23 protein-coding genes and 1 pseudogene are annotated in these 24,664 nt (G+C 66.6%); 17 read left to right on the top strand and 7 right to left on the bottom strand.

Translation table 11 applies throughout. The annotated features are described in order from the left end of the window. Positions 1-336: 336 nt before the first annotated feature. Both K2Y56_RS04415 and K2Y56_RS04420 read left to right on the top strand, forming a co-directional pair. On the top strand, positions 337-1,503 hold the full coding sequence (locus tag K2Y56_RS04415) for a type III PLP-dependent enzyme (protein ID WP_292505527.1): 1,167 nt from the start codon (positions 337-339) through the stop codon (positions 1,501-1,503). Positions 1,504-1,701: 198 nt separating this feature from the next. Further along, complete coding sequence (locus K2Y56_RS04420) at positions 1,702-2,271, top strand: N-acetyltransferase (protein WP_292505529.1); 570 nt, start codon at positions 1,702-1,704, stop codon at positions 2,269-2,271. Between the two features lie 18 nt (positions 2,272-2,289). Here the strand turns inward: K2Y56_RS04420 and K2Y56_RS04425 are convergent, their stop codons facing one another. Then, positions 2,290-2,466: a hypothetical protein gene (locus K2Y56_RS04425; protein WP_292505530.1), complete on the bottom strand. Its 177-nt coding sequence runs from the start codon at positions 2,464-2,466 to the stop codon at positions 2,290-2,292. Positions 2,467-2,782: 316 nt separating this feature from the next. Between K2Y56_RS04425 and K2Y56_RS04430 the strand changes: the two genes are divergently transcribed. From K2Y56_RS04430 to K2Y56_RS04445, 4 genes are all read left to right on the top strand, one after another. Further along, positions 2,783-4,228: a saccharopine dehydrogenase NADP-binding domain-containing protein gene (locus K2Y56_RS04430; protein ID WP_292505532.1), complete on the top strand. Its 1,446-nt coding sequence runs from the start codon at positions 2,783-2,785 to the stop codon at positions 4,226-4,228. A gap of 82 nt (positions 4,229-4,310) precedes the next feature. Next, positions 4,311-4,877 carry a Uma2 family endonuclease gene (locus tag K2Y56_RS04435; RefSeq protein ID WP_292505533.1) on the top strand — a complete coding sequence of 189 codons (567 nt, stop codon included), beginning with the start codon at positions 4,311-4,313 and terminating at the stop codon, positions 4,875-4,877. A 25-nt stretch (positions 4,878-4,902) separates the two neighbouring features. Further along, complete coding sequence (locus K2Y56_RS04440) at positions 4,903-5,244, top strand: hypothetical protein (RefSeq protein WP_292505535.1); 342 nt, start codon at positions 4,903-4,905, stop codon at positions 5,242-5,244. Between the two features lie 54 nt (positions 5,245-5,298). Further along, on the top strand, positions 5,299-7,275 hold the full coding sequence (locus tag K2Y56_RS04445; protein WP_292505537.1) for a nucleoside-diphosphate sugar epimerase/dehydratase: 1,977 nt from the start codon (positions 5,299-5,301) through the stop codon (positions 7,273-7,275). A 303-nt stretch (positions 7,276-7,578) separates the two neighbouring features. On the opposite strand, the gene K2Y56_RS04450 is transcribed toward K2Y56_RS04445, so the two are convergent. From K2Y56_RS04450 to K2Y56_RS04460, 3 genes are all read right to left on the bottom strand, one after another. After that, the gene (locus K2Y56_RS04450) at positions 7,579-8,511 is read right to left on the bottom strand and encodes an NAD-dependent epimerase/dehydratase family protein (protein WP_292505539.1); all 933 of its coding nucleotides are present in this window, start codon (positions 8,509-8,511) and stop codon (positions 7,579-7,581) included. Between the two features lie 17 nt (positions 8,512-8,528). Then, positions 8,529-9,536, bottom strand: a complete 1,008-nt coding sequence (locus tag K2Y56_RS04455) for a glycosyltransferase family 4 protein (RefSeq protein ID WP_292505541.1) — start codon at positions 9,534-9,536, stop codon at positions 8,529-8,531. Between the two features lie 246 nt (positions 9,537-9,782). Further along, positions 9,783-11,834 carry a methylmalonyl-CoA mutase family protein gene (locus K2Y56_RS04460; RefSeq protein ID WP_292505543.1) on the bottom strand — a complete coding sequence of 684 codons (2,052 nt, stop codon included), beginning with the start codon at positions 11,832-11,834 and terminating at the stop codon, positions 9,783-9,785. A gap of 340 nt (positions 11,835-12,174) precedes the next feature. Between K2Y56_RS04460 and ccrA the strand changes: the two genes are divergently transcribed. The 8 genes from ccrA to K2Y56_RS04500 all read left to right on the top strand — a co-directional run bounded on the left by ccrA (position 12,175) and on the right by K2Y56_RS04500 (position 20,245). Further along, positions 12,175-13,458, top strand: a complete 1,284-nt coding sequence (gene ccrA / locus K2Y56_RS04465) for a crotonyl-CoA carboxylase/reductase (RefSeq protein ID WP_292505545.1) — start codon at positions 12,175-12,177, stop codon at positions 13,456-13,458. Between the two features lie 76 nt (positions 13,459-13,534). Then, on the top strand, positions 13,535-13,810 hold the full coding sequence (locus tag K2Y56_RS04470) for a prevent-host-death protein (protein WP_292505547.1): 276 nt from the start codon (positions 13,535-13,537) through the stop codon (positions 13,808-13,810). A 118-nt stretch (positions 13,811-13,928) separates the two neighbouring features. Further along, the gene (locus K2Y56_RS04475; RefSeq protein ID WP_292505548.1) at positions 13,929-14,885 is read left to right on the top strand and encodes an alpha/beta hydrolase; all 957 of its coding nucleotides are present in this window, start codon (positions 13,929-13,931) and stop codon (positions 14,883-14,885) included. 234 nt (positions 14,886-15,119) lie between these two features. Further along, positions 15,120-16,727: a flagellar basal-body MS-ring/collar protein FliF gene (gene fliF / locus K2Y56_RS04480; RefSeq protein ID WP_292505551.1), complete on the top strand. Its 1,608-nt coding sequence runs from the start codon at positions 15,120-15,122 to the stop codon at positions 16,725-16,727. 54 nt (positions 16,728-16,781) lie between these two features. Next, positions 16,782-17,834, top strand: a complete 1,053-nt coding sequence (gene fliG / locus K2Y56_RS04485; RefSeq protein WP_292505552.1) for a flagellar motor switch protein FliG — start codon at positions 16,782-16,784, stop codon at positions 17,832-17,834. After that, positions 17,831-18,433, top strand: coding sequence for a FliH/SctL family protein (locus K2Y56_RS04490; RefSeq protein WP_292505554.1), 603 nt, complete (start codon positions 17,831-17,833; stop codon positions 18,431-18,433). Before fliG ends, K2Y56_RS04490 begins: the two co-directional genes overlap by 4 nt. 33 nt (positions 18,434-18,466) lie before the next feature. Next, entirely contained in the window at positions 18,467-18,814 is a 348-nt protein-coding gene (gene fliN / locus K2Y56_RS04495) for a flagellar motor switch protein FliN (RefSeq protein WP_292505556.1), read from the top strand. Positions 18,815-18,883: 69 nt separating this feature from the next. After that, complete coding sequence (locus K2Y56_RS04500; RefSeq protein WP_292505558.1) at positions 18,884-20,245, top strand: sigma-54 dependent transcriptional regulator; 1,362 nt, start codon at positions 18,884-18,886, stop codon at positions 20,243-20,245. Positions 20,246-20,268: 23 nt separating this feature from the next. On the opposite strand, the gene K2Y56_RS04505 is transcribed toward K2Y56_RS04500, so the two are convergent. From K2Y56_RS04505 to K2Y56_RS04515, 3 genes are all read right to left on the bottom strand, one after another. Further along, entirely contained in the window at positions 20,269-20,541 is a 273-nt protein-coding gene (locus K2Y56_RS04505; protein ID WP_292505560.1) for a hypothetical protein, read from the bottom strand. Positions 20,542-20,571: 30 nt separating this feature from the next. Further along, positions 20,572-21,882 (bottom strand): capsule biosynthesis protein, encoded by a 1,311-nt coding sequence (locus K2Y56_RS04510; protein WP_292505561.1) that lies wholly within the window; start codon positions 21,880-21,882, stop codon positions 20,572-20,574. A gap of 197 nt (positions 21,883-22,079) precedes the next feature. Further along, the gene (locus K2Y56_RS04515) at positions 22,080-22,250 is read right to left on the bottom strand and encodes a hypothetical protein (protein ID WP_292505563.1); all 171 of its coding nucleotides are present in this window, start codon (positions 22,248-22,250) and stop codon (positions 22,080-22,082) included. 147 nt (positions 22,251-22,397) lie between these two features. On the opposite strand from K2Y56_RS04515, the gene leuD reads away from it, so the two are divergent. The 3 genes and pseudogenes from leuD to K2Y56_RS04530 all read left to right on the top strand — a co-directional run bounded on the left by leuD (position 22,398) and on the right by K2Y56_RS04530 (position 24,644). Beyond that, positions 22,398-23,000, top strand: coding sequence for a 3-isopropylmalate dehydratase small subunit (leuD, locus tag K2Y56_RS04520; protein ID WP_292505565.1), 603 nt, complete (start codon positions 22,398-22,400; stop codon positions 22,998-23,000). 71 nt (positions 23,001-23,071) lie between these two features. Further along, positions 23,072-24,262: a lytic murein transglycosylase gene (locus tag K2Y56_RS04525; RefSeq protein ID WP_292505566.1), complete on the top strand. Its 1,191-nt coding sequence runs from the start codon at positions 23,072-23,074 to the stop codon at positions 24,260-24,262. Next, positions 24,259-24,644 (top strand): annotated as a pseudogene (locus tag K2Y56_RS04530) (Rid family hydrolase). Before K2Y56_RS04525 ends, K2Y56_RS04530 begins: the two are co-directional and overlap by 4 nt. Positions 24,645-24,664: the final 20 nt, after the last annotated feature.

Below are 24,664 nucleotides of genomic sequence, written 5' to 3' on the forward strand. Positions count from 1 at the left end.
AACAACCGGCAGCCGGAGGCGAAACCGGCGAACCCCACTCTCCATGGGGGACGCAGCTTAAAGCAACGACGAACGGGCTTTTTTGGTCTCGTCGGCCCTCCAAAGGCCGGCACCGAAGAGGCTTGTTTCTCTTTGCCCGGCGTGCGGTAGGGAATCCCCTTCCAATCCACGGCAGCTTCCGGGTGCTCATGCGCCCGCGACGCCCGACGTGTCTCCAAAGCACGACGTGCGTCGCGACGCAGGAACCCCAGACGCCGGACGACTGACGTCGTCCAGACATTCGACAGCGCGTCCCCGCGAAATGGGGCGCCCGCGAACCTGTGGGTTGTTGACGCCATGACCGATCGTATCCGCGACTTCCTGCGCGCCCGTCGCGACATGGGCCAGGACGAAGGCCCCGTGATGGTGCTCGACCTCGACGTCGTGCGCGACAACTACACCGCCTTCTCCCGCGCTCTGCCGGACACGCGCGTGTTTTACGCCGTGAAGGCGAACCCTGCTCCTGAGGTGCTGCGTCTGCTCGCCGAGATGGGCTCCTGCTTCGACACCGCCTCGGTGGTCGAGGTCGAGATGGCGCTCGCGGCCGGCGCCACCGCCGACCGTGTCTCCTTCGGCAACACGATCAAGAAGGAGCGCTGCATCACGCGCGCGCTCAAGCTCGGCGTGCGCCTCTTCGCCGTCGATTGCGAGGCCGAGGTCGAGAAGATCGTGCGTGCCGCCGAGGCTGCGGACGTGGATCTCGCCGACGTGCAGGTGTTCTGCCGCATCCTCTGCGACGGGGCCGGCGCGGAATGGCCGCTCTCGCGCAAGTTCGGCTGCGTGCCGGAAATGGCCGTGGGCGTCCTGGAGCACGCCTACCGCCAGGGTCTCAATGCCTACGGCGTGTCGTTCCATGTCGGTTCGCAGCAGGGCAATACCGGCGCATGGGACGGGGCTCTGGGCTCGGCTGCGATGATCTTCCGCGAGTGCGCGGATCGCGGGATCGCGCTCTCGATGGTCAATCTCGGCGGCGGCTTCCCGACCAAGTACCTCAAGGCGGTGCCGGGCGTGGAGAGCTATGGCGACGCGATCTTCCGCGCGCTCACCAAGCATTTCGGCAACCAGCTTCCCGAGACCATCATCGAGCCGGGCCGCGGCATGGTCGGCAATGCCGGCATGATCGAGGCCGAGGTCGTGCTGGTCTCGAAGAAGTCGGATGCCGAGGACGAGATCCGCTGGGTCTATCTCGACATCGGCAAGTTCGGCGGCCTCGCCGAGACCATGGACGAGTCGATCCGCTACCGCGTGCGCACCGAGCACGACGAGGATCGCATGAGCCCCTGCGTCCTTGCCGGCCCGACCTGCGATTCCGCCGACGTGCTCTACGAGAAGGTGCCGTACCCGCTGCCGATCTCGCTCTCCATCGGCGACAAGGTGCTGATCGAGGGTGCCGGGGCCTACACCACCACCTACGCGGCGGTGGCGTTCAACGGCTTCCCGCCGCTGCAGCAATACGTGATCTGACGGCCCGCTCTCCTCCCCCACAGACCTCGGGCTTGCCCGAGATCTGAAGTCCAAATGCCCAAGTCGGGCAGGCCCGACTTGGGTGTGGGGAGGAGATTTCCGGACCTCACCCCTATTCCGCGTCCCGGACGGCCGCCCTGCGAGGGGTCGGTGCGAGGGCTGTTTTCTCCCGCCTCGAATGCGAGGGAGGCTACGGCCGTGATCCAGATCCGTGAAGAGCGCCCACCGGACGTCGCAGCCCGCGAAGGTCTGCTCGACGCCTGTTTCGGCGAGGCGCGCCGCTTCAAGACGTCCGAGCGCTTGCGGACCGGTCGCCTTCCGGCCGAGGGTCTCGCGATGACGGCCGAGCAGGACGGCCGCGTCGTCGGCACCGTGCGCCTGTGGCATGTCGCTGCCGGCGCCCATTGCCCTGCCCTTCTGCTTGGGCCGCTCGCCGTCGATCCCGCGCTACAGGGGCACGGCCTCGGCTCGACCCTGATGCGGGCTGCCCTGCGCCGCGCCGAGATGCTCGGCCACGCGGCAATCCTGCTGGTAGGCGACGCGCCTTACTATGCGCGGTTCGGGTTCTCGCCGGAGATCGTGGGCGGGCTGTTCATGCCTGGTCCCTTCGAGCGCGAGCGCTTTCTCGGTCTCGAATTGCGCAAGGGCGCATTGGCCGGCGCACGCGGCATCCTGCGGGCCGCAGGCGCCTTGGATCAGGAGGTGCCGGATCAGTTGGTGCCGGCAGCAGCCGAAGCCGGTGCGGCTTCGCGACGACGCGTCGCCTGACTGAGGGCTCGCCGAGGCTCAGACGTTGATGTGATGGTCCGCCTTGGCGGCGAGATCGCAGCGGCGCTGGAAGGCCGCCTCACGATGGCGGCTTACCGCGCGAAGCAGCGATGCCGCCAGGGTAATGATTCCGGGATCGCGATCGATCGGCTCGTCGGCGGGGGTACCGAGGCCGGGGGTGATGAGAGCGAGCATGACAGGGGTCCGTGGCGCAGGGAGACGGACGCTTCCTCGAATGGGGTCGCTATTGTTCTGTTGCAGTGCAATATCAAGCCGGGCCGTTGACGCCGCAATGAAGTTCGGTGGGATGTCGCCCTGCGTTCAGGGCATAGTCTCGTTCAATCTTCGGTAACGGCTGCTGCCGAGCGCATGGCGATCACCAACCTGCCGCGGTTGACCGACGGGTCCGCAAACGCCACTGAGCCCGTCGCTTGTTCGTCATTTCCGGCGCCTAAGGCATGCGATCGCCGTGCGACGACCTCGAAGACCAAGAAAGAAGGATGATCTGCCCATGACCGACGCCGCAACCTCCTGGCCCGTGCATGGCCGCATCAGCGGCCCCATCGTGATGATCGGCTTCGGCTCGATCGGCCGCGGCACCCTTCCGCTGATCGAGCGACATTTCGAGTACGACAAGGCCCGCTTCACCGTCATCGAGCCCTCGGACGCGCATAAGCCGCTCGCCGACAAGCACGGCCTGCGCTTCGAGCAGGTGGCGCTCACCCGCGAGAACTACCGCGACGTGCTCACCCCGCTCCTCACCGAGGGCGGCGGCCAGGGCTTCTGCGTCAACGTCTCGGTCGATACCTCGTCGCGCGCGATCATGGAGCTCTGCCGCGAGCTCGGCGCGCTCTACATCGACACCGTCGCCGAGCCATGGCCGGGCTTCTACTTCGACAAGTCGAAGAGCCAGGGCGACCGCACCAACTATGCGCTTCGCGAGGACATCCTCGATGCGCGCGCGCAGAAGCCCGGCGGCACCACGGCCGTGTCCTGCTGCGGCGCCAATCCCGGCATGGTCTCCTGGTTCGTCAAACAGGGCCTCCTCAACGTCGCCGCCGATCTCGGCCTGACCACGCCGGAACCGAAGACCCGCGCCGAATGGGCGGCTTTGATGCGCGAAGTCGGCGTCAAGGGCATTCACATCGCCGAGCGCGATACCCAGCGCGCCAAGAACCCGAAGCCCCAGGGCGTCTTCGTCAACACCTGGTCCGTGGAAGGCTTCGTCTCCGAGGGCAACCAGCCGGCCGAGCTCGGCTGGGGTACGCACGAGACGTGGAAGCCGCAGAACGCCCGTGAGCAAGAGAAGGGCTCGCGCTGCGCGATCTACCTGCTGCAGCCCGGTGCCGACACCCGCGTCCGGTCCTGGACGCCGACCGCGCAGTCGCAGTTCGGTTTCCTCGTGACCCATAACGAAGCGGTCTCGATCTCGGACTACTACACGGTTCTGGAAGGCGAGCGCGCCGCGTACCGGCCGACCTGCCACTACGCCTACCACCCGGCGGGCGACGCCGTGCTCTCGCTCCACGAGATGTTCGGCAATGCCGCAATCGTGCAGGAGAAACACCACATCCTCGACGAGACCGAGATCGTCGATGGCATCGACGAGCTCGGCGTGCTCCTCTACGGCCACGCCAAGAACGCCTATTGGTTCGGCTCGCAGCTCTCCATCGAGGAGACCCGCCGCATCGCCCCCTACCAGAACGCCACCGGCCTTCAGGTGACCTCGGCGGTCCTCGCCGGCATGGTCTGGGCGCTGGAGAACCCCGAGGCAGGCATCGTCGAGGCCGACGAGGTCGATTTCCGCCGCTGCCTCGAGGTGCAGATGCCGTATCTCGGCCCGGTCGTCGGCGTCTACACCGACTGGACACCGCTCACAGGCCGCCCCGGGCTGTTCCCGGAGGATATCGACGAGAGCGATCCCTGGCAGTTCCGCAACGTGCTGGTCCACGGCTGAACTCTCTGTACGGGCGGCGCCTACTCTATTGCGGCGCCGCCCGTGGTGATACGATTTGGCTCCTGATCGGGAGGTCGTTTCCATGAGCGTTGCGGCTCGCCGCGAGACCCGCATGAGCGTCGCCGAGTATCGGTCATGGGTTGCTGCCCGACCGGACGGTGAGATCTGGGAACTCCTCGACGGCGAACCCGTCCTGATGTCGCCGCCTCGCGAGCGTCATCAGACTATCGTCGCTAACCTCATTCTTTCGCTTTCCGATCTGACACGGGATAAGGGCTGCCGCGCACTGCCGGGCCTCGCCATCCTCAGCGAGGCAACGGATGATTTCGCGCCCATCCCGGATGTCGTGGTTCGATGCGGTCCATTCCTGCCGGACGGATACGCCTCCGATCCAATCCTTGTGGCAGAGGTGCTGTCGCCCTCGACCATGACGATCGACCGCGGACGCAAGATCGATTTCTACAAGACCGTTGCGTCGCTTCGGCGCTTCCTCATCGTCTACCAGGACGAAGTCCGGATCGAGATGTTCTCGCGTGTCGGTGCGCAGGAGTGGGAGAGCGTGGTGCTTGGTCTCGACAATGGGATAGACCTGCCCGAACTCGCGGGCGCCGTCGCGGTCCGCGATGTCTATCGCGACGTCATTTCCTGACCCGACCGCCGCATCAGGTACCCCCTTGTCCGATCTCGACCACATCCAAACCGACAATCTGCACGGCTCCCTCGGCGTCACCGACGCCGAATCCGTCCTCGACCTGCGCGGCGCCAATCGGGCGCGGGCGGAGGCCTCGCTCAAGGAGATGATCGAGCGCAGCCGCTTCGGGAAGGCAAAGACGGTGGCCGTCCGCCTCGATCCTCCGCCGGAAGGCGGCGGCGAGACGCTGTTCCAGCCCACCGGCCGGCTGCTGCTCGACGCCCGGCGCAAGGGGCTCATCGAGCGGCTGCATCCGCTCCCGGCCGGAGACGGGCTCGGCTTCTACATCGCGTTGACCGGCAAACCTCAGCGAGGCGAGGACTAGCGCCCCGCGTTGACATCGCACGGGGCGACGCCGATACCGCCGGCCGGGCGATCGATGCAGCAGCGCACTTACAAACTGGCGGTGATGATCGCCCACGATCTCGTGGCGACCGCGCTGGCCGTGATCCTCACCTTCGTGTTCCGCTTCAACGGCGATCTCCTCGCCGAACGGCTGCACGCGCTGCCGCTCCTGCTGCCGCCCTTCGTCATCTTCGCAGGCTTCGTCTACGCGCGGTTCAAGCTCTACCGCACGAAATGGCGCTTCGCCTCGCTTCCCGATCTCGCCGGGATCGTGCGAGCGGCGAGCGTCCTGGCCCTGACGCTCCTGGTGCTCGATTACGTCCTCGTCTCCTCGACGATGTACGGCTTCTACTTCTTCGGGAAGATCGCCATCGGCCTCTATTGGGTGCTGCAGGTCTTCCTGCTCGGCGGCACTCGCCTCGCCTTCCGGTATTTCAAATATGCCCGCTCGCGCCAGACCCAGGCCCGCGGCGCCTCGACGCCGACCCTGCTGCTCGGCCGAGGCTCGGACATCGAGGTCATCCTGCGCGCCATCGAGGCCGGATCGATCCGGCGGCTGTCGCCGAAGGGCATCCTGTCGCCGCGGGCCGACGAAGCCGGCCAGATCATGCGCGGCGTGCCGGTGCTCGGGGGTTTCTCCGACCTCGAGGCGGTGATCGCGGGCCTTGCCGAGCGCGGAACGCCGGTGCGCCGGCTGGTGGCGACGCCGAGCGCCCTTGCCCCTGAAGCCGAGCCCGACGACCTCATCGTTCGTGCACGTCGCCTCGGCCTGCCGCTGGCGCGGGTGACGAGCCTCGGCGACGGCATGCGCGATACAGAACTGGCGCCTCTGGAGATCGAGGACCTGCTGCTGCGCCCGACTGTCGAGATCGATCGCCCGAGGCTGGAGCGTTTCCTCAACGGCGCCCGGGTGATCGTCACCGGCGGCGGCGGTTCGATCGGCGCCGAGATCTGCGCCCGAGCCGTCGCCTTCGGGGCGAGCGCCGTCCTGGTGGTGGAGAGCTCGGAGCCGGCCCTGCACGGCGTCCTCAACCAGCCGAGCCTTCTTGAAGCCGAAGCCGAGGTTACCGGCGCGCTCGCCGATATCCGCGACGGCGAACGGCTGAGCGAGGTCTTCGCCGAGTTCCGGCCTGACTACGTCTTCCACGCCGCCGCCTTGAAGCAGGTGCCCTATCTCGAACGCGACTGGACCGAGGGCATCAAGACCAACGTCTTCGGCTCGATCAACGTCGCCGAGGCGACGCTGGCGGCAGGCGCGCGGGCCATGGTGATGATCTCCACCGACAAGGCGATCGAGCCGGTGTCGCAGCTCGGCGTCACCAAGCGATTCGCCGAAATGGTGGCCCAGGCCCACGATGCCGAACAGGCCGCCGGCTCGTCGGCACGAGCCACCCGCCTGATCGCCGTGCGCTTCGGCAATGTTCTCGGCTCGGTCGGCTCGGTGGTGCCGGTGTTCAAGGCGCAGATCGCCCGCGGCGGCCCGGTAACGGTCACGCATCCCGACATGGTGCGGTACTTCATGACGGTGCGGGAGGCCGCCGACCTCGTCCTCACCGCCGCTTCCCATGCCGATCGCGAGGGCCGCGCGGACGACCTCGTGGGCGATGATCAGCGCGCGGCGGTCTATGTCCTCAAGATGGGCCAGCCCGTGCGCATCCGCGACCTCGCCGAGCGGATGATCCGGCTCGCGGGTTTCGAGCCCGGCGAGGATATCGAGATCGCCGTCACGGGTGCGCGCCCGGGCGAGCGCCTCAATGAGATCCTGTTCGCACGCGAGGAGCCGCGGGTGACACTCGACGGGATCGACGGTGTCATGGCGGCTAAGCCTGTCTTTGCGGACCGCACCGTTCTGGCAGGCTGGATCGAACGCCTTCGTGCCGCGGTCGCTTCCGGGGATCGGACGGGTGCCGAAGCGGTCTTCGAAGAAGCCATTCCGGATTTTCGCCAGCGCGGGTCGAGCACGGCACCGGTCCTGACCGAACTCTCCCAGACCGCCGAGGCAGTTTCCTGAATCAGGCTCATGATCCCGCCAGCCAGTTCGGGATGGCAGGAGGGGGAAAAGGACCTTCAGGATTGAAATTGGTTCTTAGGGAGATGGTGCCCCCAGAGCACCCATCGGCGCTCCGATCGAGGGGAGACTTTTGCCGAAACCCGTTCGACTGCTCGTAGACGGCGTTCACGCGACCAGCCTCGGCCTCGCGGCTGCTCCCGCTTCGGCACGGGGATCTCGACCGACCCTGGCGGCGTCCGCGTCGATGACGGACGCCGCTACCGCGACCTTGTCGACGTCCGCAGCCGGGGATCGCAGCAAGCTTCATGCGCTCGTCACCATCGATCGCGCGAGGGCGGCAAGCCCGTCTCGGCTCGTCCGTCGCGGCGTCCAGCCAAGGGCCAGAATGCCCTCCGGCTGGACCATGAGGTCCGCGGCGATCCGCGTGAAGGCCTCTTCACGACCGGTCAGTCGACCGGCGAGTCGAAGCGCTGCTTCCGGACAGGGTAGCAGCCCCGCTTGGCGGCCGTACCCCAGACGCAGAGCCGTGATCATCTCCGGCAATGTAAGGGGATCGGGCTCGGCGACGACGAGCGGGCGGGCGAGCGGCGCCGAGGTCGTCAGAACGGCAGCGACAGCGTCGGACAAGCCATCGAGCGAGACGAGCGACCGCCGTCCGCGGATGCTGGCAAGCGGTAGCGGATAGGGTGTGGCGGCGAGCTTGAGGAGCGCGGCCATGTTGCCCTTCACGCCCTCGCCGTAGACCAGCACCGGGCGCAGGGCGACCCAGTCGATCCCGATCTCCGACAGGGCGCGCTCGGCCTCGAGCTTGGATCGGCCATAGGCGTCGGTGGGAGCAGGCGTATCGGTCTCCCGCACGACGCCCTCGGCGCTCGGCCCGGTCTGGGCGCGGATCGAGGACAGGAACACGAAGCGGCGCACCTTCGCCTTGGCCGCAGCCTCGCCGAGGCGGCGCGTCGCGTCGGTGTTCGATGAGCGGTAATCGTCCTCCGGCGCGCCCGACATCGCGTGCGCAAGGCCCGCGGAATGGACGACGGCATCGACGCCGGCCAGGGCGGCGGCCATGTTCATCGGTCGGGTCAGATCCCCGACGACGGCGCCGCTCGCGCCCTCCGGCACCTCGATCGGCCGGCGCAGCAGGACCCGGACGCGGAAGCCCTTGGCGGACAAGGTCTTGAGGAGATGGCGCCCGATGAAGCCGGTGGCTCCGGTGAGCGCGATGAGGGGTCCGCTCAAAATCCCAGCCTCTCTCGTCAGATCGCCATGCGACGGGACCGCGAGAAGTCGCGAAGCGTCAGTGCCACGGCGCCGATGCCCGCTGCCAGCGCCAGTATGGTGACCGTCGAGGACGGCCAAACCAAGGTGAGCGCCGCAAGTCCTGCGAGCCAGAGGTTCAGCACGAAGACCCGCGTGACGACCGCCATCACCGGGAGGCCGTTCACGGTGGCGCGCTGATAGAAATGGCTGCGATGCGCCTGCCAGATGCGTTCGCCCCGTGCGGCCCGGCGCAGCAGCGTGAGGGTGGCGTCGGCAAGGTAGTAGAGCGGCAGAAGGATCGCCGCCGCGAATCCGCCATCGAGCGCGAGCCGATAGAGCAGCCAGGCGACCATAAGCCCGATCGGCAACGAGCCGACATCGCCGAGGAACAGCCCCGCCACCGGCCGGTTGAACGGCGCGAAGCCGAGCATGGCCCCGAGCAGGCAGGCCGCCACCAGGGTTGGCAAAGCCGGGAATCCGCCTGCGAGGCCGATCAGGGTCAGCGCCCCGGCGATGGGCACGATCTCCGCGACCGTCATCCAGTCGAGCCCGTCCATGAAGTTGGTGAGATTCACGAACCATACGCCGGCGACGACAGCGAGCACCCGCTCGAGCGGCAGAGGCAGGGCGGGAACGAGCCGGCCGCCGACGCCGAAGACGACGCCGGCCACGACGGCCACCTGGATCGTGAGGCGCAGCGACGCCGGGAGGGGCCGGATATCGTCGACGGCGCCGAGGATGGCCAGGGCCAGGATCGCGTGCGAGAGCAGCAGCGCCTCGATGGCATCCAGCCCCGGGCCGGACATGGCGAGGGCAAAACCGCACACGACGAGGACGGCCAGCACGACCGCGATGCCGCCGCCCTGCGGTATCGGCACGGTGTGGCTCGACCGCGCGTTCGGCCGGGCCAGGGCATAACGGTGGAGCAGAGGCCGCAGAAGGACGATCAAGCCGGCGCTCAGGCCGGCGGCGAGCGGTACGGCGACGAGCGGCGCTAGGGACATGCGGCGGGGGCGTTCCACTGACGCGTTTACACGGGATCTCGTCCCTTTCCCCTCTACGGGAGAGGGTGGCCCATGAAGTGGGTTGGAAAAGGAAAGCACTGGTCTGTCCGGAAAGGTCGCGGTCCCCTCTTCCGACCGGCAGCCGCCGGGTAATCTCCCCCACCCAAGTCGGGCCTGCCGACCTGGGCACCTTAGCGCCGATACCCACCAGGCCGGATACCCGTAGAGAAAGGGTTCTGCAGAGCCTCAGAACACCTTCTCGGCGCTGCCCCGCGATGAGCCGGCGACGCCATCCGCCTTATCGGCCGCCTGCTTGTCCAGGGCCCGGCCGACCACCTTGGCGATGCCGATCATGATCGTGTCGAGGATGTAGTCCTTGGGCGTATAGACCGCGGTGACGCCCATGTTCTTGAGGACGAGTTCGTCGTCCGGCGAGATGATGCCGCCGACGACGACCGGGACGTGGTCGAGGCCGGCCTCGCGCATTTTCGCTTTCACGTCGCGGACCAGCGGCACGTGAGAGCCCGACAGGATGGAGAGTCCGACGACATGGGCGCCGGTTTCCTTCGCCTTGGCGACGATCTCGGCAGGGGTCTGGCGGATGCCGTCATAGGTCACGTCGAAGCCGACGTCGCGGGCGCGGAGCGCGATTTGCTCGGCGCCGTTCGAATGGCCGTCGAGGCCGGGCTTGCCGACCACCATCTTGGGCTGCTCGCCGAGCCGCTCGCCGAGATCGGCGATGAGGAGCTTGGCCTCCTCTGCCGCACCTGACGACACCGTCTCCAGGGTGACGCCGGTCGGGGCGCGGTACTCGCCGAAGACCTGGCGCAGGCGCCCGCCCCATTCGCCGGTGGTGACGCCGGCTTTTGCCGCCGCGATCGAGACCGGCATGATGTTGGCTCCCGAGCGGGCCGCGGCCTCGAGCTCGTCGAGGGCCTTGTCGACGGCCTTCTGATCGCGCTTGCCTCGCCACTCGCGGATGCGCTGTTCGGCTTCCATCTCGACGGTCTCGGAGACGGTGAAGATCGCGCCCTCCCCCGCCGTCAGCGGCGAGGGCTCGCCGGCCTGGAACTTGTTGACGCCGACCACGATCTGGTCGCCGGCCTCGATCGCCGAGATGCGCTTGGCGTTCGACTCGACGAGCGCGCGCTTCAGGGCGCCGGTCTCCACCGCCGCGACCGCGCCGCCGATGCCGCCGATCTGGTCGAGCGCCGCACGGGTCTGCGTCTTCAACTCCTCGACCTTGGCGTCGATGACCTTGGAGCCGTCGAAGATGTCGTCGTATTCGAGGAGGTCGGTTTCGAAGGCGAGGATCTGCTGCATTCGCATCGACCATTGCTGGTCCCAGGGACGTGGCAGGCCGAGCGCCTCGTTCCAGGCGGGAAGCTGCACCGCCCGGGCCCGGGCGCGCTTCGACAGCGTCACCGCCAGCATCTCGATGAGGATACGGTGGACGTTGTTCTCAGGCTGCTGCTCGGTCAATCCGAGGGAGTTGACCTGGACGCCGTAGCGGAAGATCCGCTTCTTCGGGTCGGTGATGCCGTATCGCTCCTGTGCGATCTCATCCCAGAGCTCGGAGAATGCCCGCATCTTGCAGATCTCGGTGACGAACCGCATCCCGGCATTCACGAAGAACGAGATGCGGCTGAACACGTCCGCGAAGCTCGCCTCGTCGAAATCGGGATCCTCCCGCACGGTGTCGAGCACCGCGATGGCGATGGCGAGGGCGTAGGAGAGTTCCTGGACCGGCGTCGCCCCCGCCTCCTGCAGGTGGTAGGAGCAGACATTCATCGGGTTCCACTTCGGCACTTCCTTGGTGGTGAACAGGATCACGTCCTTGGTCAGCCGCAGCGAGGGCGCCGGGGGAAACACGTAGGTGCCGCGCGACAGGTACTCCTTGATGATGTCGTTCTGCGTCGTGCCCTGTAGGCCCGCGAACGGCACGCCCTGCTCCTCGGCAACGGCAAGGTAGAGCGAGAGCAGCCACGGCGCCGTGGCGTTGATCGTCATCGAGGTGTTCATCTGCGCCAGCGGAATCTGGTCGAACAGGGTGCGCATGTCGCCGAGATGCGCGATCGACACGCCGACCTTGCCGACCTCGCCGCGAGCGAGCTCGTGGTCTGGGTCGTAGCCGGTCTGGGTCGGCAGGTCGAAAGCCACCGACAGGCCTGTCTGGCCCTTGGCGAGGTTGCCACGGTAGAGCGCGTTCGATTCCTTGGCGTTGGAATGCCCGGCATAGGTCCGGATGATCCAGGGCTTGTCGCGCTTGACCTCTGCGATGGTCGCATTCGCGCTCATTCCACGTGGCTCCGTCTCGATGATGTTGCGCGGCTAGGGAGCCGCTCGCTGCGCGGCACCCTAGCCAAGCCTCACCGATCCGTCATCTGCCGGCTGACGTTCCTGAACGGACGAGCGGACCCGCAGTATCTAAAAAATTCTTCGCGCCTCCATGAAGCGATTTCACGGCGACAGCAGCTCATGGAGTAAGCCAAGGCCTTAATACTTTATACCAGTCTTAACATAGCAGATGAGACCCCATTTTACCTGGGGCATAGCCGATTCTCGGCCTTTTGGGGGCCTTGGAGCGGCTACGGTTCGCCGATATAGGGGCGCCATAGCAGTTGCAGGGAGATCCAGGATGTCGGCAGGGGCACAGTTGAAGCAGAGCGAAGTCAAGGACCTCTATGAACTCGGCGAGATCCCGCCGCTCGGACACGTGCCGGCCAAGATGTATGCCTGGGCGATCCGGCGCGAGCGCCACGGACCGCCTGAGGATTCGTTCAAGGTCGAGGTTCTTCCGACCTGGGAGATCGGCGATGACGAAGTGCTCGTCTACGTCATGGCCGCCGGCATCAACTACAACGGCGTCTGGGCTGGCTTGGGCGAGCCGATCTCGCCTTTCGACGTGCATAAAAGCGACTATCATATCGCCGGTTCCGACGCCTCGGGCATCGTCTGGGCGGTGGGCGCCAAGGTGAAGCGCTGGAAGGTCGGCGACGAGGTCATCATCCACTGCAACCAAGATGACGGCGACGACGAGGAATGCAACGGCGGTGACCCGATGTTCTCGCCGAGCCAGAGGATCTGGGGCTACGAGACCGGGGACGGCTCCTTCGCCCAGTTCTGCCGGGTGCAGTCGCGCCAGCTCATGCAGCGCCCCAAGCACCTGACCTGGGAGGAAGGTGCCTGCTACACCCTCACCCTCGCCACCGCCTACCGCATGCTGTTCGGCCACGCCCCTCACACCGTGAGGCCAGGCCAGAACGTGCTGATCTGGGGCGCCTCGGGCGGCCTTGGCGTGTTCGGCGTGCAGCTCTGCGCGGCCTCCGGCGCCAACGCCATCGCGGTGATTTCGGACGAGTCCAAGCGCGACTACGTCATGAGCCTCGGGGCCAAGGGTGTCATCAACCGCAAGGATTTCGATTGCTGGGGTCAGCTCCCCAAGGTGAACTCGCCCGAGTTCCACGCCTGGACCAAGGAAGCGCGCAAGTTCGGCAAGGCGATCTGGGACATCACCGGCAAGGGCAACGACGTCGACATCGTGTTCGAGCACCCGGGCGAGGCGACCTTCCCGGTCTCGGCGCTGGTGGTGAAGCGCGGCGGCATGGTGGTGTTCTGCGCCGGCACGACGGGCTTCAATATCACCTTCGACGCCCGCTACGTCTGGATGCGCCAGAAGCGAATTCAGGGCTCGCACTTCGCCCATCTCAAGCAGGCGTCCGCCGCCAACCAGTTCGTTCTGGATCAGCGCATCGACCCGTGCATGAGTGAGGTCTTCCCGTGGGACAAGATCCCTCACGCCCACACCAAGATGTGGAAGAACCAGCACCCGCCCGGCAACATGGCCTGCCTCGTCAACGCCCCGCGCGCCGGTCTGCGCACCCTGGAAGACGTCATCGAGGCTGGGCCGCTCAAGCGCTGAACCTGCGGTAGCGGATGATCGACAAAGGCCTTCGACCTCGCGGTCGGAGGCCTTTTTTGCTGAAGGAGCGGGACAGATGGCAGAGTCGGACCGGGACGAGAAGGAGACGCCTCGCCGTCTGGAGCTACGCGAGTTCGAGACGAGCATGACCGCTGTGCTGCACCAAGCCCGGCACGGCAGCTCGTTCGTTGTCACGTCGGGGGATGAGGTACTGACCGAGGTCCACCCGCCATCGAAGTCGCTTCGATTCCGCCGCCAGCCCGGTGCTTTGCGAGGCAGAATCCGCATGGCAGGCGATTTCGACGTGTTCACGGCACGGGCCCTGGCCACGATCGAAGGCGAGGAGGGATGACGCTCTTCAGCACCAAGGAACGATGGTTCGCGGCGACCGTTAATCTTGTTGCAACGCAGCATCAGCGCCCCAACCTGAGGCGACTTGCGTGCGATCCCCCAAGATCGGATGTCACCCTATGGCTCAGCCCAATCCCCTGGCACGTCCGGTCATCCTGGCCGGTCTCGGCGCAGCCGCACTTGGTCTGACGGCCCTTGCCGTGAGCGCAAGAGCCAGACAGGCGGAGAGGGACAACCCACCGACCGGGCGTCTGATCGACGTCGACGGCGTGCAGGTCCACTACGCCGAACTTGGTGAGGGGGAGCCGCTGGTGCTGCTGCACGGAAACGGCAGCATGGTCCAGGACTTCATGTCGAGCGGGTTCGTCAGGCAGGCCGCGAAGCGCTATCGCGTCATCGCCTTCGACCGTCCGGGCTACGGCTACAGCGATCGCCCGCGCAGCACGGTGTGGACCCCTGCGGCCCAGGCGGAGTTGCTGCGTTCCGCCCTTCAGCAGATAGAGGCGCCCCGAGCCCTCATCCTGGGCCATTCCTGGGGCGCTTCCGTCGCCATCGCGCTGGCGCTGGCGCATCCGGAGATGGTGCGCGGCCTGATCGTGGAGAGCGGCTATTACTACGCCTCGGTGCGCGGCGACGTCGTCCTGATGTCGGCGCCGGCGGTGCCGGTACTCGGCGATATCCTTCGCTATACGGTATCTCCACCCCTGGCGCGCCTTCTGTGGCCGAAGATGATCCGCAAGCTGTTCAGTCCCGCACCGGTGCCGGCGACCTTCGCCGCTGTGCCTCCCGAAATGGCGATCCGGCCCTCGCAGCTGCGGGCCAGCGCTGCGGAATCGGCCCTTATGATCCCCGACGCCGTCGCTCTGCAGAGCCGCTACGGCGAACTCACGATGCCGGTGGCCATCGTGGCTGGATCGGAGGACAAGATGGTCGATCTCGACCATCAGGCCTTGCGCCTCCACCGCGCCCTGCCGGGAAGCTTCCTGCATGTCGTGGAGGGCTGCGGGCACATGGTGCATCACACCGCTCCCCACGAGGTCATGGCAGCGGTCGAGGCCGTCGCCCTCGCGGCGTGAGATCCGGATCCGACGGAGCTCGATCAGCGTGAGAGCACCCGAAGGATTTGTGCAGCCGCCGAACACCACCTCGGCGGTGGACCCTCTAACGCGCCGGCAACCTTCCTGGCGTGTTTTGCCCTTTTCCACTCTCGATCGCATCATTCGTTAACCACCCGCTAACCACGGCCTGGGCAAATTTTGCCGAGCGGGGCGGGCCAGCCGCCGCGCTGCGTCGGGTGGGTTGGTCGCGTCGTGAAATCCGTCCTTGAAGTGGTGACGAAGCTGGGGCCGGCGCGGCTCGCCGCCATGGCGGCCGTCACGCTCACCCTGATCGGTTTCTTCGCCTTCGTGATCCTGCGCGTCTCGAAGCCCGATATGGGCGTCCTGTTCGCCGACCTGTCGATGCAGGATTCGAGCGCCGTCATCCGCGACCTCGATGCCCGCGGCATCAAGTACGAGACCAAGGGCGATGCCGGGCAGACCATCCTCGCCCCACGGGCCGACCTGCCGCGCCTGCGCATGGACCTCGCCGGCAAGGGCCTGCCGAGCACGGCCGGCGTCGGCTACGAGATCTTCGACAAGGGCGACGCCTTCTCGTCCACGAATTTCGTCCAGAATGTGAACCACCTGCGGGCGCTGGAGGGCGAGTTGTCCCGCTCGATCCGTGCCATCGGCCGGGTCCAGGCGGCCCGTGTTCACCTCGTCATGCCGGAGCGCCGCCTGTTCGAGCGCGACCGCGAGTCGCCGAGCGCGGCCATCGTCCTCAAGCTGATGGGCGACCTCGACCCGTCCCAGGTGCGGGCGATCCGGCATCTCGCGGCTTCCGCCGTCGAAGGGCTGAAGCCGGAGCGCGTATCGATCGTGGATGAGCGTGGCCGCCTGCTCGCGGACGGCGCCCGCGGCGCGCAGGCGGAAGCCGGTATCGGGCTGGAGGAGAAGCAGACCGGCATCGAGCGGCGCCTGCGGTCCCAGGTCGAGGAGATCGTTGCCGGCATCGTCGGCCAGGGGCGCGCGCGTATCCAGGTGAGCGCCGAGCTCGACAGCAACCGGATCGAGAGCCGGTCCGAGACCTACGATCCGGAGAGCCGGGTCGTCCGTTCGAGCCAGACCCGGAGCGAGACCTCGCAAACCAGCGCTGCCGAGGGCGCCACCACCGTCGGTAACGAATTGCCGGGCGCCGACAAGGGCGGCGCCGCGGCGGCCCCCAAGGACGCCTCCAACAAGAACGAAGAGACGACGAACTACGAGATTTCCCGTGTCACCAAGACCGAGGTGGTCGAGGGCGGCCGGATCAAGCGCCTCTCGGTCGCGGTGGCGGTGGACGGCGCCTACGTTCCCGGCGCCGACGGAAAACCGACCTACCAGCCTCGGCCCGCCGCCGAGATGGAGCGCATCGCGGCCCTCGTCCGCACCGCCATCGGATACGACAAGGTCCGGGGCGACCAGGTCGAGGTCGTGAACCTGCGCTTCGCCGAAACGCCGGTGCCGCCGGAATTTACGGAGCCATCCCTCGTCCAGTCCCTGCTCGCACCGAGCAAGGAGGAAATCCTGCGCATCGTCGAGCTGACAGTGCTCGCACTCCTGACGATCATCGTCCTTCTCGCCGTGGTGAAGCCTCTGGTACGCCGCATCCTGACGCCCGAGGTGCCGCAGCCGCAGCTCGTTCTCGCCGGAAGCGGGATGATGAGCTCCGAGGCGGAAGCCCTGGTCCCGCGCGAGAACAAGACCGCGCAGCTCGTCGACTTCGCGCAGCTCAACGGGAAGATCCAGGCAGAGACCGTGCAGAGGGTCGTCGACATGGTCCGCGCCAGCCCGACCGAGACGGCCGAGGTCCTGCGCAACTGGATCCAGGACAATTGAGCGGAACCGGCATGATCTCATCCTTCATTTCCGCCGTCGTGAGGAGCTGACCGCATGGCTTCTGGATCGAACGTCGCCAGGGATCTGAGCTCGCTCGGAGGGGCCGCCTTCGCGGCGATGCCCGGCGCTCAGCGCGCCGCCGCGCTTCTGCTGTTGCTCGGCGAGACCGAAGGTGCACCGATCTGGCAGCTTCTCGAGGAAGAGGAGGTCAAGAAGGTCTCCCACGCCATGGTGCAGCTCGGCTCGCTCGAAGCCGAGACCGTCGAGAAGCTCATCGTCGACTTCGTCTCTCGGCTCTCGTCGGGCGGTGGCATCACCTCGAACTTCGAGCGCACCGAGTCGCTCCTGCTCAAGATCTTCCCCACCGATCAGGTCTCCTCGATCATGGCGGAGATCAAGGGCGCGAGCGGTAAACGCGTCTGGGCGAGCCTTGCGCAGATCGATCCCGAGATCCTGGCCTCGTTTCTGCGCAACGAGTACCCGCAGACGGTCGCCGTCGTGCTGTCCAAGGTCCGCGCCGAATACGCCGCCAAGGTGCTCACCATCCTGCCGGAGGAGTTCGCCATCGACGTGCTGAACCGGATGCTCCGCATGGAGACGGTGCAGAAGGAGGCCCTGCGCCACATCGAGGAGACGCTGCGGGTCGAGTTCGTCACCACCATCGCGCAAACCACACGTCGCGACGCCCACGAGTTGATGGCGGACGTCTTCAATGCCTTCGATCGCCAGACCGAAGGCCGCTTCCTTTCCGCCCTCGATCAGGCGAATCGCGGCGCGGCCAAGAAGATCCGCCAGCTCATGTTCACCTTCGAGGACCTGCTCAAGCTCGATCCGGGCAGCGTGCAGACCATGTTGCGCAAGGTCGACAACGACACCCTCTGCCGCGCCCTCAAGGGTGCCGACGAGCGCGTGCGCGGCTTCTTCCTCGGCAACATGTCGACGCGTGCAGCAAAGAACATCACCGACGAAATGGGCTCGCTTGGCCCGATCCGCCTCAAGGACGTCGACGAGGCCCAGGCCAAGATGACCGAGCTCGCCAAGGAACTCGCCGAGAAGGGCGAGATCATGATCGCCAAGTCGAGCGGTGAAGAGGAGCTGGTCTATTGAACGCCCGGCCCTTCCTGTTCGACACCGATTTCCGCCGCCCGGATGTCGGCGCTGCCGCCGAGAAGGAGGCAGCCGCCGCAGCGGAGGCCGCGTCGCAGGCTCATGCCCGCGGCTTTCAGGAAGGCCGCGCCCAGGCCGAACATCAGGTCCAGGCCCGACTCGCCGATGCGATTACGCGGCTTGGCCTCGCGGCAGCGGGCCTCCTCGGACAATCCGATGCCCGCGACGCCGAGCGCGAGGCCGAAGCGATGGCGTTTGCCGTCGCCCTCGCCCGCCGGATCGCCGGCGACGCCCTCGATTCGCGTCCCCTCGATGCCATTGCGGAAGCGGCCCGCGAGGCGCTGCAGCACCTGCGCGGCGTTCCGCACCTCGTCATGCGCGTCCACGAAAGTCTGCTCGACGATGCCGAAGCGCTGGTGAAGCGCCTCGCGCGCGAGCGCGGCTTCGAGGGTCGCCTCGTCGTCCTCGGCGAGCCAGACCTCGCCCCAGGCGATGCCCGCATGGAATGGGCGGACGGCGGCGTGGTGCGCGACCGCGCCCGTATCGAGGCGGCCGTCCTCAACGCCATCGGACACGTCTCCGGTCCTGCTTCCGCCTGAGCCCAGATTTTCCGTTCGTATCCGAGAGCCGCCATGTCAGCCGACGATTTCAGCCTGCCTCAGCTCAACGGCATCGACGCCTCTTTCGACGGCCTCGGAACCGAGTCGATCCGCGATGCCCCCACGACTCCGAAGAGCGCGTCGGATCTCGAACAGGTCTTCGATGTCCCGGTGATGGTCTCAGCGGTCCTCGGTTCGTCGCGGATGCCGATCGGCGACCTCCTTCGCCTCCAGGCCGGAGCAGTGCTCGAACTCGACCGCAAGGTCGGCGAGGCGATCGACATCTACGTGAACAATCGACTCGTCGCCCGCGGCGAGGTCGTGCTGGTCGAGGAACGCCTCGGCGTGACCATGACCGAGATCATCAAGAGCGACGACTGACAGCCGGTGGGCGTCCCGCCCTCGCAGAACGAAACCGGCCGCTGAGGCCCTCGACAAGGAGTGACCGCCATGCGGCTTCTGATCATCGGACGACTCAACGGCGAGCTGATCACGGCGTCCAAGATTGCCATGAACCGCGGCGCCGCAGTCACCCATGCCGAGGGGATCGAGCAGGGCCTTGCGGTGCTACGCGCAAAGGGCGCCGACCTCGTCATGGTGGACGTGTCGCTGAGCATCCGCGACCTCGTCACCGCGCTCGCCGACGAACGCATCCGTACTCCCGTCGTCGCCTGCGGCGTCGCCACCGACGCCAAGGCCGCCGTGGCCGCGATCCAGGCCGGCGCCAAGGAGTACATCCCGCTGCCGCCCGATCCCGAGCTCATCGCCGCCGTTCTGCAGGCGGTCTCGGAGGATGGCCGCGCCTTCGTCTGGCGCGACGCGTCGATGGAGAGGGTCGTCAGGCTCGCCGAGCAGGTCGCACGCTCCGAGGCCTCCGTCCTCATCACCGGCGAGAGCGGAACCGGCAAGGAGGTGCTCGCCCGCCACGTCCACCAGAAGTCGAACCGCGGCTCACGCCCCTTCGTCTCGGTGAACTGCGCCGCGATCCCCGAGGCGTTGCTCGAATCGGAGCTGTTCGGCCACGAGAAGGGGGCCTTCACGGGAGCAATTGCCCGGCGCATCGGCCGCTTCGAGGAGGCGAATGGCGGCACGCTGCTGCTCGACGAGATTTCCGAGATGGACGTCCGGCTGCAATCGAAGCTGCTGCGCGCGCTGCAGGAGCGGGTGATCGACCGGGTCGGTGGCTCGTCACCGGTCAAGGTCGACATACGGGTGCTGGCGACCTCGAACCGCAACCTCCTCGACGAGGTGAAGAAGGGCACATTCCGCGAGGACCTGTTCTACCGCCTCAACGTCGTCCACCTGCGGCTCCCGCCCCTGCGCGAGCGGCCGGCCGACATCCTCGAACTCGCCGGCCATTTCGCCAAGAAATACGCCGAGGTGAACGGCCTCCCGGTGCGTCCCTTGAGCCGCGAGGCTCAAGGACTCGTGCGCGAGAACCCCTGGCGCGGCAACGTGCGCGAACTCGAGAACACGCTTCATCGCGCGGTCCTCCTCGCTGCCGGAAACGAGATCGGCCCGGACGCGATCCTGACGCCGGAGGGCGAGACGATCTCCGCCGCGATCGGACCGGTGGAACGGGCCGCCCAAGTCGCGGAGGCTGCCACGCGCGGCCTCGTCGGCCGCACGGTGGCGCAGGTCGAGTGCGACCTCATCCTCGACACCCTCGACCATTGCCTCGGCAACCGGACCCATGCCGCCAAGATCCTCGGCATCTCGATCCGAACCCTGCGCAACAAGCTCAACGAGTATGTCGATGCCGGCATGAGCGTCGCCGAGCCCGGGAGCGCTCGCGTCGCGGCCTACGGCTGAGAGCAAAGTCGACGAGGCGGGTTTCAGCCAGCCTCGCCGTCGCCGGTGTCCTGCGCGGCGAAAGCGCGCTCCAGCTTTTGCATGGAGAGGACGCGGCCGATGTCGAGCTCGACGTCGCGGATGGTCTCCTCGACGAGATGCTGCTGGAGCGCTGTACGCGGATCGGTCGGAGACTGGCCTTCACGCTCCTGCAACCGCTGGAGCGCCTGCTTGACGACATCGTAGACGGCGTTGCGCTCCTCGCGCGTCATCGTAGGGTTCACCGCACGGGAGACGAGGTCGGTAAAATCGGACATGGCCGGGTACTCTGACGCGGATACGACGATCTAGAGCCGCTGATCGTTGATGCCGCTGATAATCAGAGACACCGAGCTCCAGACCACGAGGAAGCTGAAGAAGGCGACGGCGAGCGCGTACCAGCGTCGCGGATAGAGCGAAGCGTCCGGAAGCGCCGGCGGCACGAAGGTCGAGAGGAAGATCTGCTGCTTGCCGGCTTCGACCCTGGCTCGGTCGAGGAGGAAGTTCGCGGATTCGTTCAGCTTCTCGGCGATCGTGCGCTCGACCTGCAGTCCTTCGAATTCGAGCAGCGCCTGGGTCATGTTGGTCACCGAGCCCGGGACGATCCCGTCCGTGGTGAGCTGGTCCTGGAGCTGTCGGATCTGCTGGTCGACGGCCGCGATGTTGGCCACCAATACCTGGATGCTGCGAGACTTCTCGTCGAGGCTCGAACCGCGCAGGACCTGCAGGTCCGACTCCGCCTTGAGCTTGTCGCGGCGAAGGCTCATCAGTGTCGTCGATGTCGACTCCGCCGATTTCGCCGGGTCGATGATCCCCCAGCGGTTTCGGAATTGCTGCAGGCCGAGATAGGCGTTTCGCAGCCGCTCCTGCGCCTTTGCCGCGTCGACCTCCGATTGCCGCACCATGTCGGCCTGGGCACGGCGGGAGATCTCGTTGATCAGCTTTTCAGATCGCTCGACGACCTCTTTGGCGATCGTCAGGGCGTCCTCCCGCGTGAAGGCGCGGACGTTCAACGTGATGATGCCCGAGATCACGTCGATATGGGTGGCAACCTGGTGGTTCCAGTACTTGGTCAGTTCCTCGATCGGCTGAGGGCCCCAATAGCGCGCCCAAAGATCCACGCTGGGCTTGGCGAACATGGTCGAGACGCCGATCGCCTTCTCGAGCTGCTCGACCATGTTCTGGCTGCCGATGAACTCCTTGATGACGAAGCTGTCCTGGCTGTTGTGCTTGCGGATCAGGGATGTGAACTCACCGAGCGCGGCATTGCCCATCGGCTCGACATTGCCCCTGATCGCAAAACGCGCCTCTGCGACGTACTGATCGGATGCAATGAGGAAGAGATAGGCCGCAACGATGGCGGTCGGGAGCAAGACGAACAAGCCGAAGCGTTGCGCCAGAGACTTTGCGAGGCTGGCGGGCTTTGCGCTGCGCTGAGGCAGGCGTGGGATCTGCGTCCAGTCGAGCCGTTCCCGCGCCTTGCGCAAGAGAGCCGGTAACCGTCGGTTATCGGAGGGGTCGGCGATCTCGATGCCATGACGCAGGTCGGGCGTGCCGACGGCATCGAGGTCGATCACCTCGTGCTGTCGCTCCTGCTGCTTGACCTCGTCCAGGCTCATCGATTCGTTTTCCTGGAGCCTCGCGCCACGCGAAGACTTCGTGACAGGGGAAGACCTCGTCACCTGGTTCGGGGGCACCGGTCCGCGCCGGCACCCCGATAAGGTCGGGGATGCGCCGCCGCCAAGGCGATCCTGATCCCCGTCAGGTCACGTCCTATTCGGCCGTTTTTATGGCGCCTTGATGCGCGGCCCAGGGGTTAGCGGGCTTTCTCGTTGGCAGGCAGGTGCTTGGCATAGGCTTCCCGCTCTTCCCGTTCCTTGATGAGGTCGGCATAGGCCTGCCGCATCTCTGGCGAGACCGATACGGTTCGCGCCTTCTCCTTCTTGCGCTTGGGCGCCTTCTTGAACTGATTGCTCGTCTCGGTCATCGCGTACGCCTTCGATCGGTCGTGGCAGAACATAGCCGCTCGCGGCGACGACGGCGAGACAGCAGCGGCTTCCGGCGCTTCTCCGCCGCTGTTACAAGATCTGCACGATGCGTCACTGTCCGATGCGCTCACGAATTGCGGACCACCATGGAAAAATTCACCACCCTCGAGGGCGTCGCCGCGCCCATGCGGATCATCAACGTCGACACCGACCGGATCATCCCGAAGCAGTACTTGAAGACGATCAAGCGCACGGGTCTGGGCAAAGGCCTGTTTTCGGAGATGCGCTACCGTGACGACGGTTCGGAGAACCCCGACTTCGTCCTCAACCAGACCGCCTACCGCAACGCCAAGATCCTGGTGGTCGGCGACAATTTCGGCTGCGGCTCGTCACGCGAGCATGCGCCCTGGGCGTTGACCGATTTCGGCATCCGCTGCGTCATCTCGACGAGCTTCGCCGACATCTTCTTCAACAACTGCGCCAAGAACGGGATCCTGGCGATCGTGGTTTCGCCTGAGGACCTCGAGAAACTGTTCGAGGATGCCGAGCGCGGCGCCAACGCGACGCTGTCCATCGATCTCGAAACTCAGACCATCAAAGGGCCGGACGGCGGAACGCTGCATTTCGACATCGATCCGGGACGCAAGGAGAGCCTGCTCAACGGCCTCGACGAGATCGGCCTCACCCTGAAGCGCGCGCCGAAGATCGACGCCTACGAAGAGAAGCTCGCGGCACGCGGCTGGGCCTGAGATTTACGGATCGTTTACCATGGCGGCGGCTTAAAGGTGGGGAATCGCTAAAAGACGGCCTGGAGATCGCCATGACCTCGCGCGTGACGCTGACCGCCATCCTCTGCCTCACCGGCCTCACCATGGCCGGGGCGGCGCGGGCCGACTTTCAGGACTGTCTCGCTGGCTTGCAGTCGCAGGCCGCCGCGCAGGGGGTCTCCGCCGCGAGCTTTCGCAAGGCGACGGCGGGAATCGCCTTCGACGACAAGGTCATCGAGCTCTCCCAGGCCCAGCCCGAATTCAAGACACCGATCTGGGACTACATGGCCGCCCTCGTCGACGAGGAACGGGTCGACGACGGAAAGGCGGCGATGCGCCAGCACGCGCAAGCACTCGCAAGTGCAGAAGCTCGCTACGGCGTCGACCGCCACACCATCGCGGCGGTGTGGGGCGTCGAATCGAACTTCGGCAAGAATCTTGGAAAGATGCCGCTGATCCAGTCGCTCGCCACCCTCGCGTGCTCGGGCAATCGCCGGCGCGACTTCTTCCGCGGCGAGCTGATGGCGACCTTGAAGATCATCGAGCGCGGCGAGATCGAGCCGAGCCGGCTGACCGGCTCCTGGGCCGGCGCCTTCGGCCAGACCCAGTTCATGCCGACGACCTACCAGCGCCTTGCAGTCGATCTCGACGGCGACGGCCGCCGCGACGTCGTCGATTCGGTGCCCGACGCTGTCGGCTCGACGGCGAACTTCCTTCGCGCCGCGAAATGGTCGAACGGCATGCCTTGGGGTTACGAGGTCAAGGTGCCGCGGAGCTTCAACGCGGGCGCCGCCGGCCGCAAGAACAAGCATGCGGTCTCGCACTGGGCCGCCATGGGCGTGACGCGGATAGACGGAAGGCCGCTCTCCGGGGACGGCCCGATAGGCATCCTTCTGCCCGCCGGGATCAACGGACCAGCTTTCGCGGTGACCAAGAACTTCGACGCGATCTACTCCTACAACGCTGCCGAATCCTACGGCCTCGCCATCGCCGTCCTGTCCGACCGACTGAAAGGGCGGCCGGGCATCCAGGCCGGATGGCCGACCGACGATCCGCCGCTGTCGCGTGCCGAGCGCCGCGACCTCCAGACCCGCCTCACCGCTCGCGGCTACGACGTGGGTGAGCCGGACGGGCGCGTCGGATCGAAGACCCGCGAGGCGATCAAGGAAGTCGAGCGGAGTCTCGGCATGCCGGCGACGGGACGGCCGGGCGCCAAGGTGCTCGAAGCACTCCGGCGCGGGTGAACGGTCGTCGGCTGATCGCGTCCGGTTCGCTCTTCGAGGCGGCCTACGGATAATCTCGCGCCGTCGTGGAGGGCAGCTTCGTCTTCGTCGCCGGCACGCTCGCTACGATTCCTCGTTCACGACGATTACAGAGGATGCGGGCGCGCAGGCCGAGGCCTGCTGGCGGACGATCGAGGCGGTGCTCGCCGAAGATGGAACATCCCTGAACGCCATCGTCCGGGCGACCTACGACGTGACCGATCGCGACGATGCCGAGGCCGTGCTGAGCATATACGGCCGCCTGCTGGCGACGATCAGGCCGGCGGCCACGACCGTCATCGCCGCCGGTCTGCTCAAGCTTGAGATGAGGGTCGAGATCAAGGTTACGGCCGCTTTGGAATAGTCCCAGCGTCCTCAAGAAAA

The sequence above is a fragment of the Methylobacterium sp. genome, from assembly GCF_019745455.1.
Taxonomy (GTDB): Bacteria; Pseudomonadota; Alphaproteobacteria; order Rhizobiales; family Beijerinckiaceae; genus Methylobacterium.

Bases quoted from the DNA above. Each gene is read 5' to 3' on its own strand.
- K2Y56_RS04415 (WP_292505527.1), top strand. From the start codon at position 337: ATGACCGATCGTATCCGCGACTTCCTGCGCGCCCGTCGCGACATGGGC.
- K2Y56_RS04425 (WP_292505530.1), bottom strand. From the start codon at position 2,466: ATGCTCGCTCTCATCACCCCCGGCCTCGGTACCCCCGCCGACGAGCCG.
- K2Y56_RS04430 (WP_292505532.1), top strand. From the start codon at position 2,783: ATGACCGACGCCGCAACCTCCTGGCCCGTGCATGGCCGCATCAGCGGC.
- K2Y56_RS04435 (WP_292505533.1), top strand. From the start codon at position 4,311: ATGAGCGTTGCGGCTCGCCGCGAGACCCGCATGAGCGTCGCCGAGTAT.
- K2Y56_RS04445 (WP_292505537.1), top strand. From the start codon at position 5,299: ATGCAGCAGCGCACTTACAAACTGGCGGTGATGATCGCCCACGATCTC.
- K2Y56_RS04455 (WP_292505541.1), bottom strand. From the start codon at position 9,536: ATGTCCCTAGCGCCGCTCGTCGCCGTACCGCTCGCCGCCGGCCTGAGC.
- K2Y56_RS04460 (WP_292505543.1), bottom strand. From the start codon at position 11,834: ATGAGCGCGAATGCGACCATCGCAGAGGTCAAGCGCGACAAGCCCTGG.
- ccrA (WP_292505545.1), top strand. From the start codon at position 12,175: ATGTCGGCAGGGGCACAGTTGAAGCAGAGCGAAGTCAAGGACCTCTAT.
- K2Y56_RS04470 (WP_292505547.1), top strand. From the start codon at position 13,535: ATGGCAGAGTCGGACCGGGACGAGAAGGAGACGCCTCGCCGTCTGGAG.
- K2Y56_RS04475 (WP_292505548.1), top strand. From the start codon at position 13,929: ATGGCTCAGCCCAATCCCCTGGCACGTCCGGTCATCCTGGCCGGTCTC.
- fliG (WP_292505552.1), top strand. From the start codon at position 16,782: ATGGCTTCTGGATCGAACGTCGCCAGGGATCTGAGCTCGCTCGGAGGG.
- fliN (WP_292505556.1), top strand. From the start codon at position 18,467: ATGTCAGCCGACGATTTCAGCCTGCCTCAGCTCAACGGCATCGACGCC.
- K2Y56_RS04500 (WP_292505558.1), top strand. From the start codon at position 18,884: ATGCGGCTTCTGATCATCGGACGACTCAACGGCGAGCTGATCACGGCG.
- K2Y56_RS04505 (WP_292505560.1), bottom strand. From the start codon at position 20,541: ATGTCCGATTTTACCGACCTCGTCTCCCGTGCGGTGAACCCTACGATG.
- K2Y56_RS04510 (WP_292505561.1), bottom strand. From the start codon at position 21,882: ATGAGCCTGGACGAGGTCAAGCAGCAGGAGCGACAGCACGAGGTGATC.
- K2Y56_RS04515 (WP_292505563.1), bottom strand. From the start codon at position 22,250: ATGACCGAGACGAGCAATCAGTTCAAGAAGGCGCCCAAGCGCAAGAAG.
- leuD (WP_292505565.1), top strand. From the start codon at position 22,398: ATGGAAAAATTCACCACCCTCGAGGGCGTCGCCGCGCCCATGCGGATC.
- K2Y56_RS04525 (WP_292505566.1), top strand. From the start codon at position 23,072: ATGACCTCGCGCGTGACGCTGACCGCCATCCTCTGCCTCACCGGCCTC.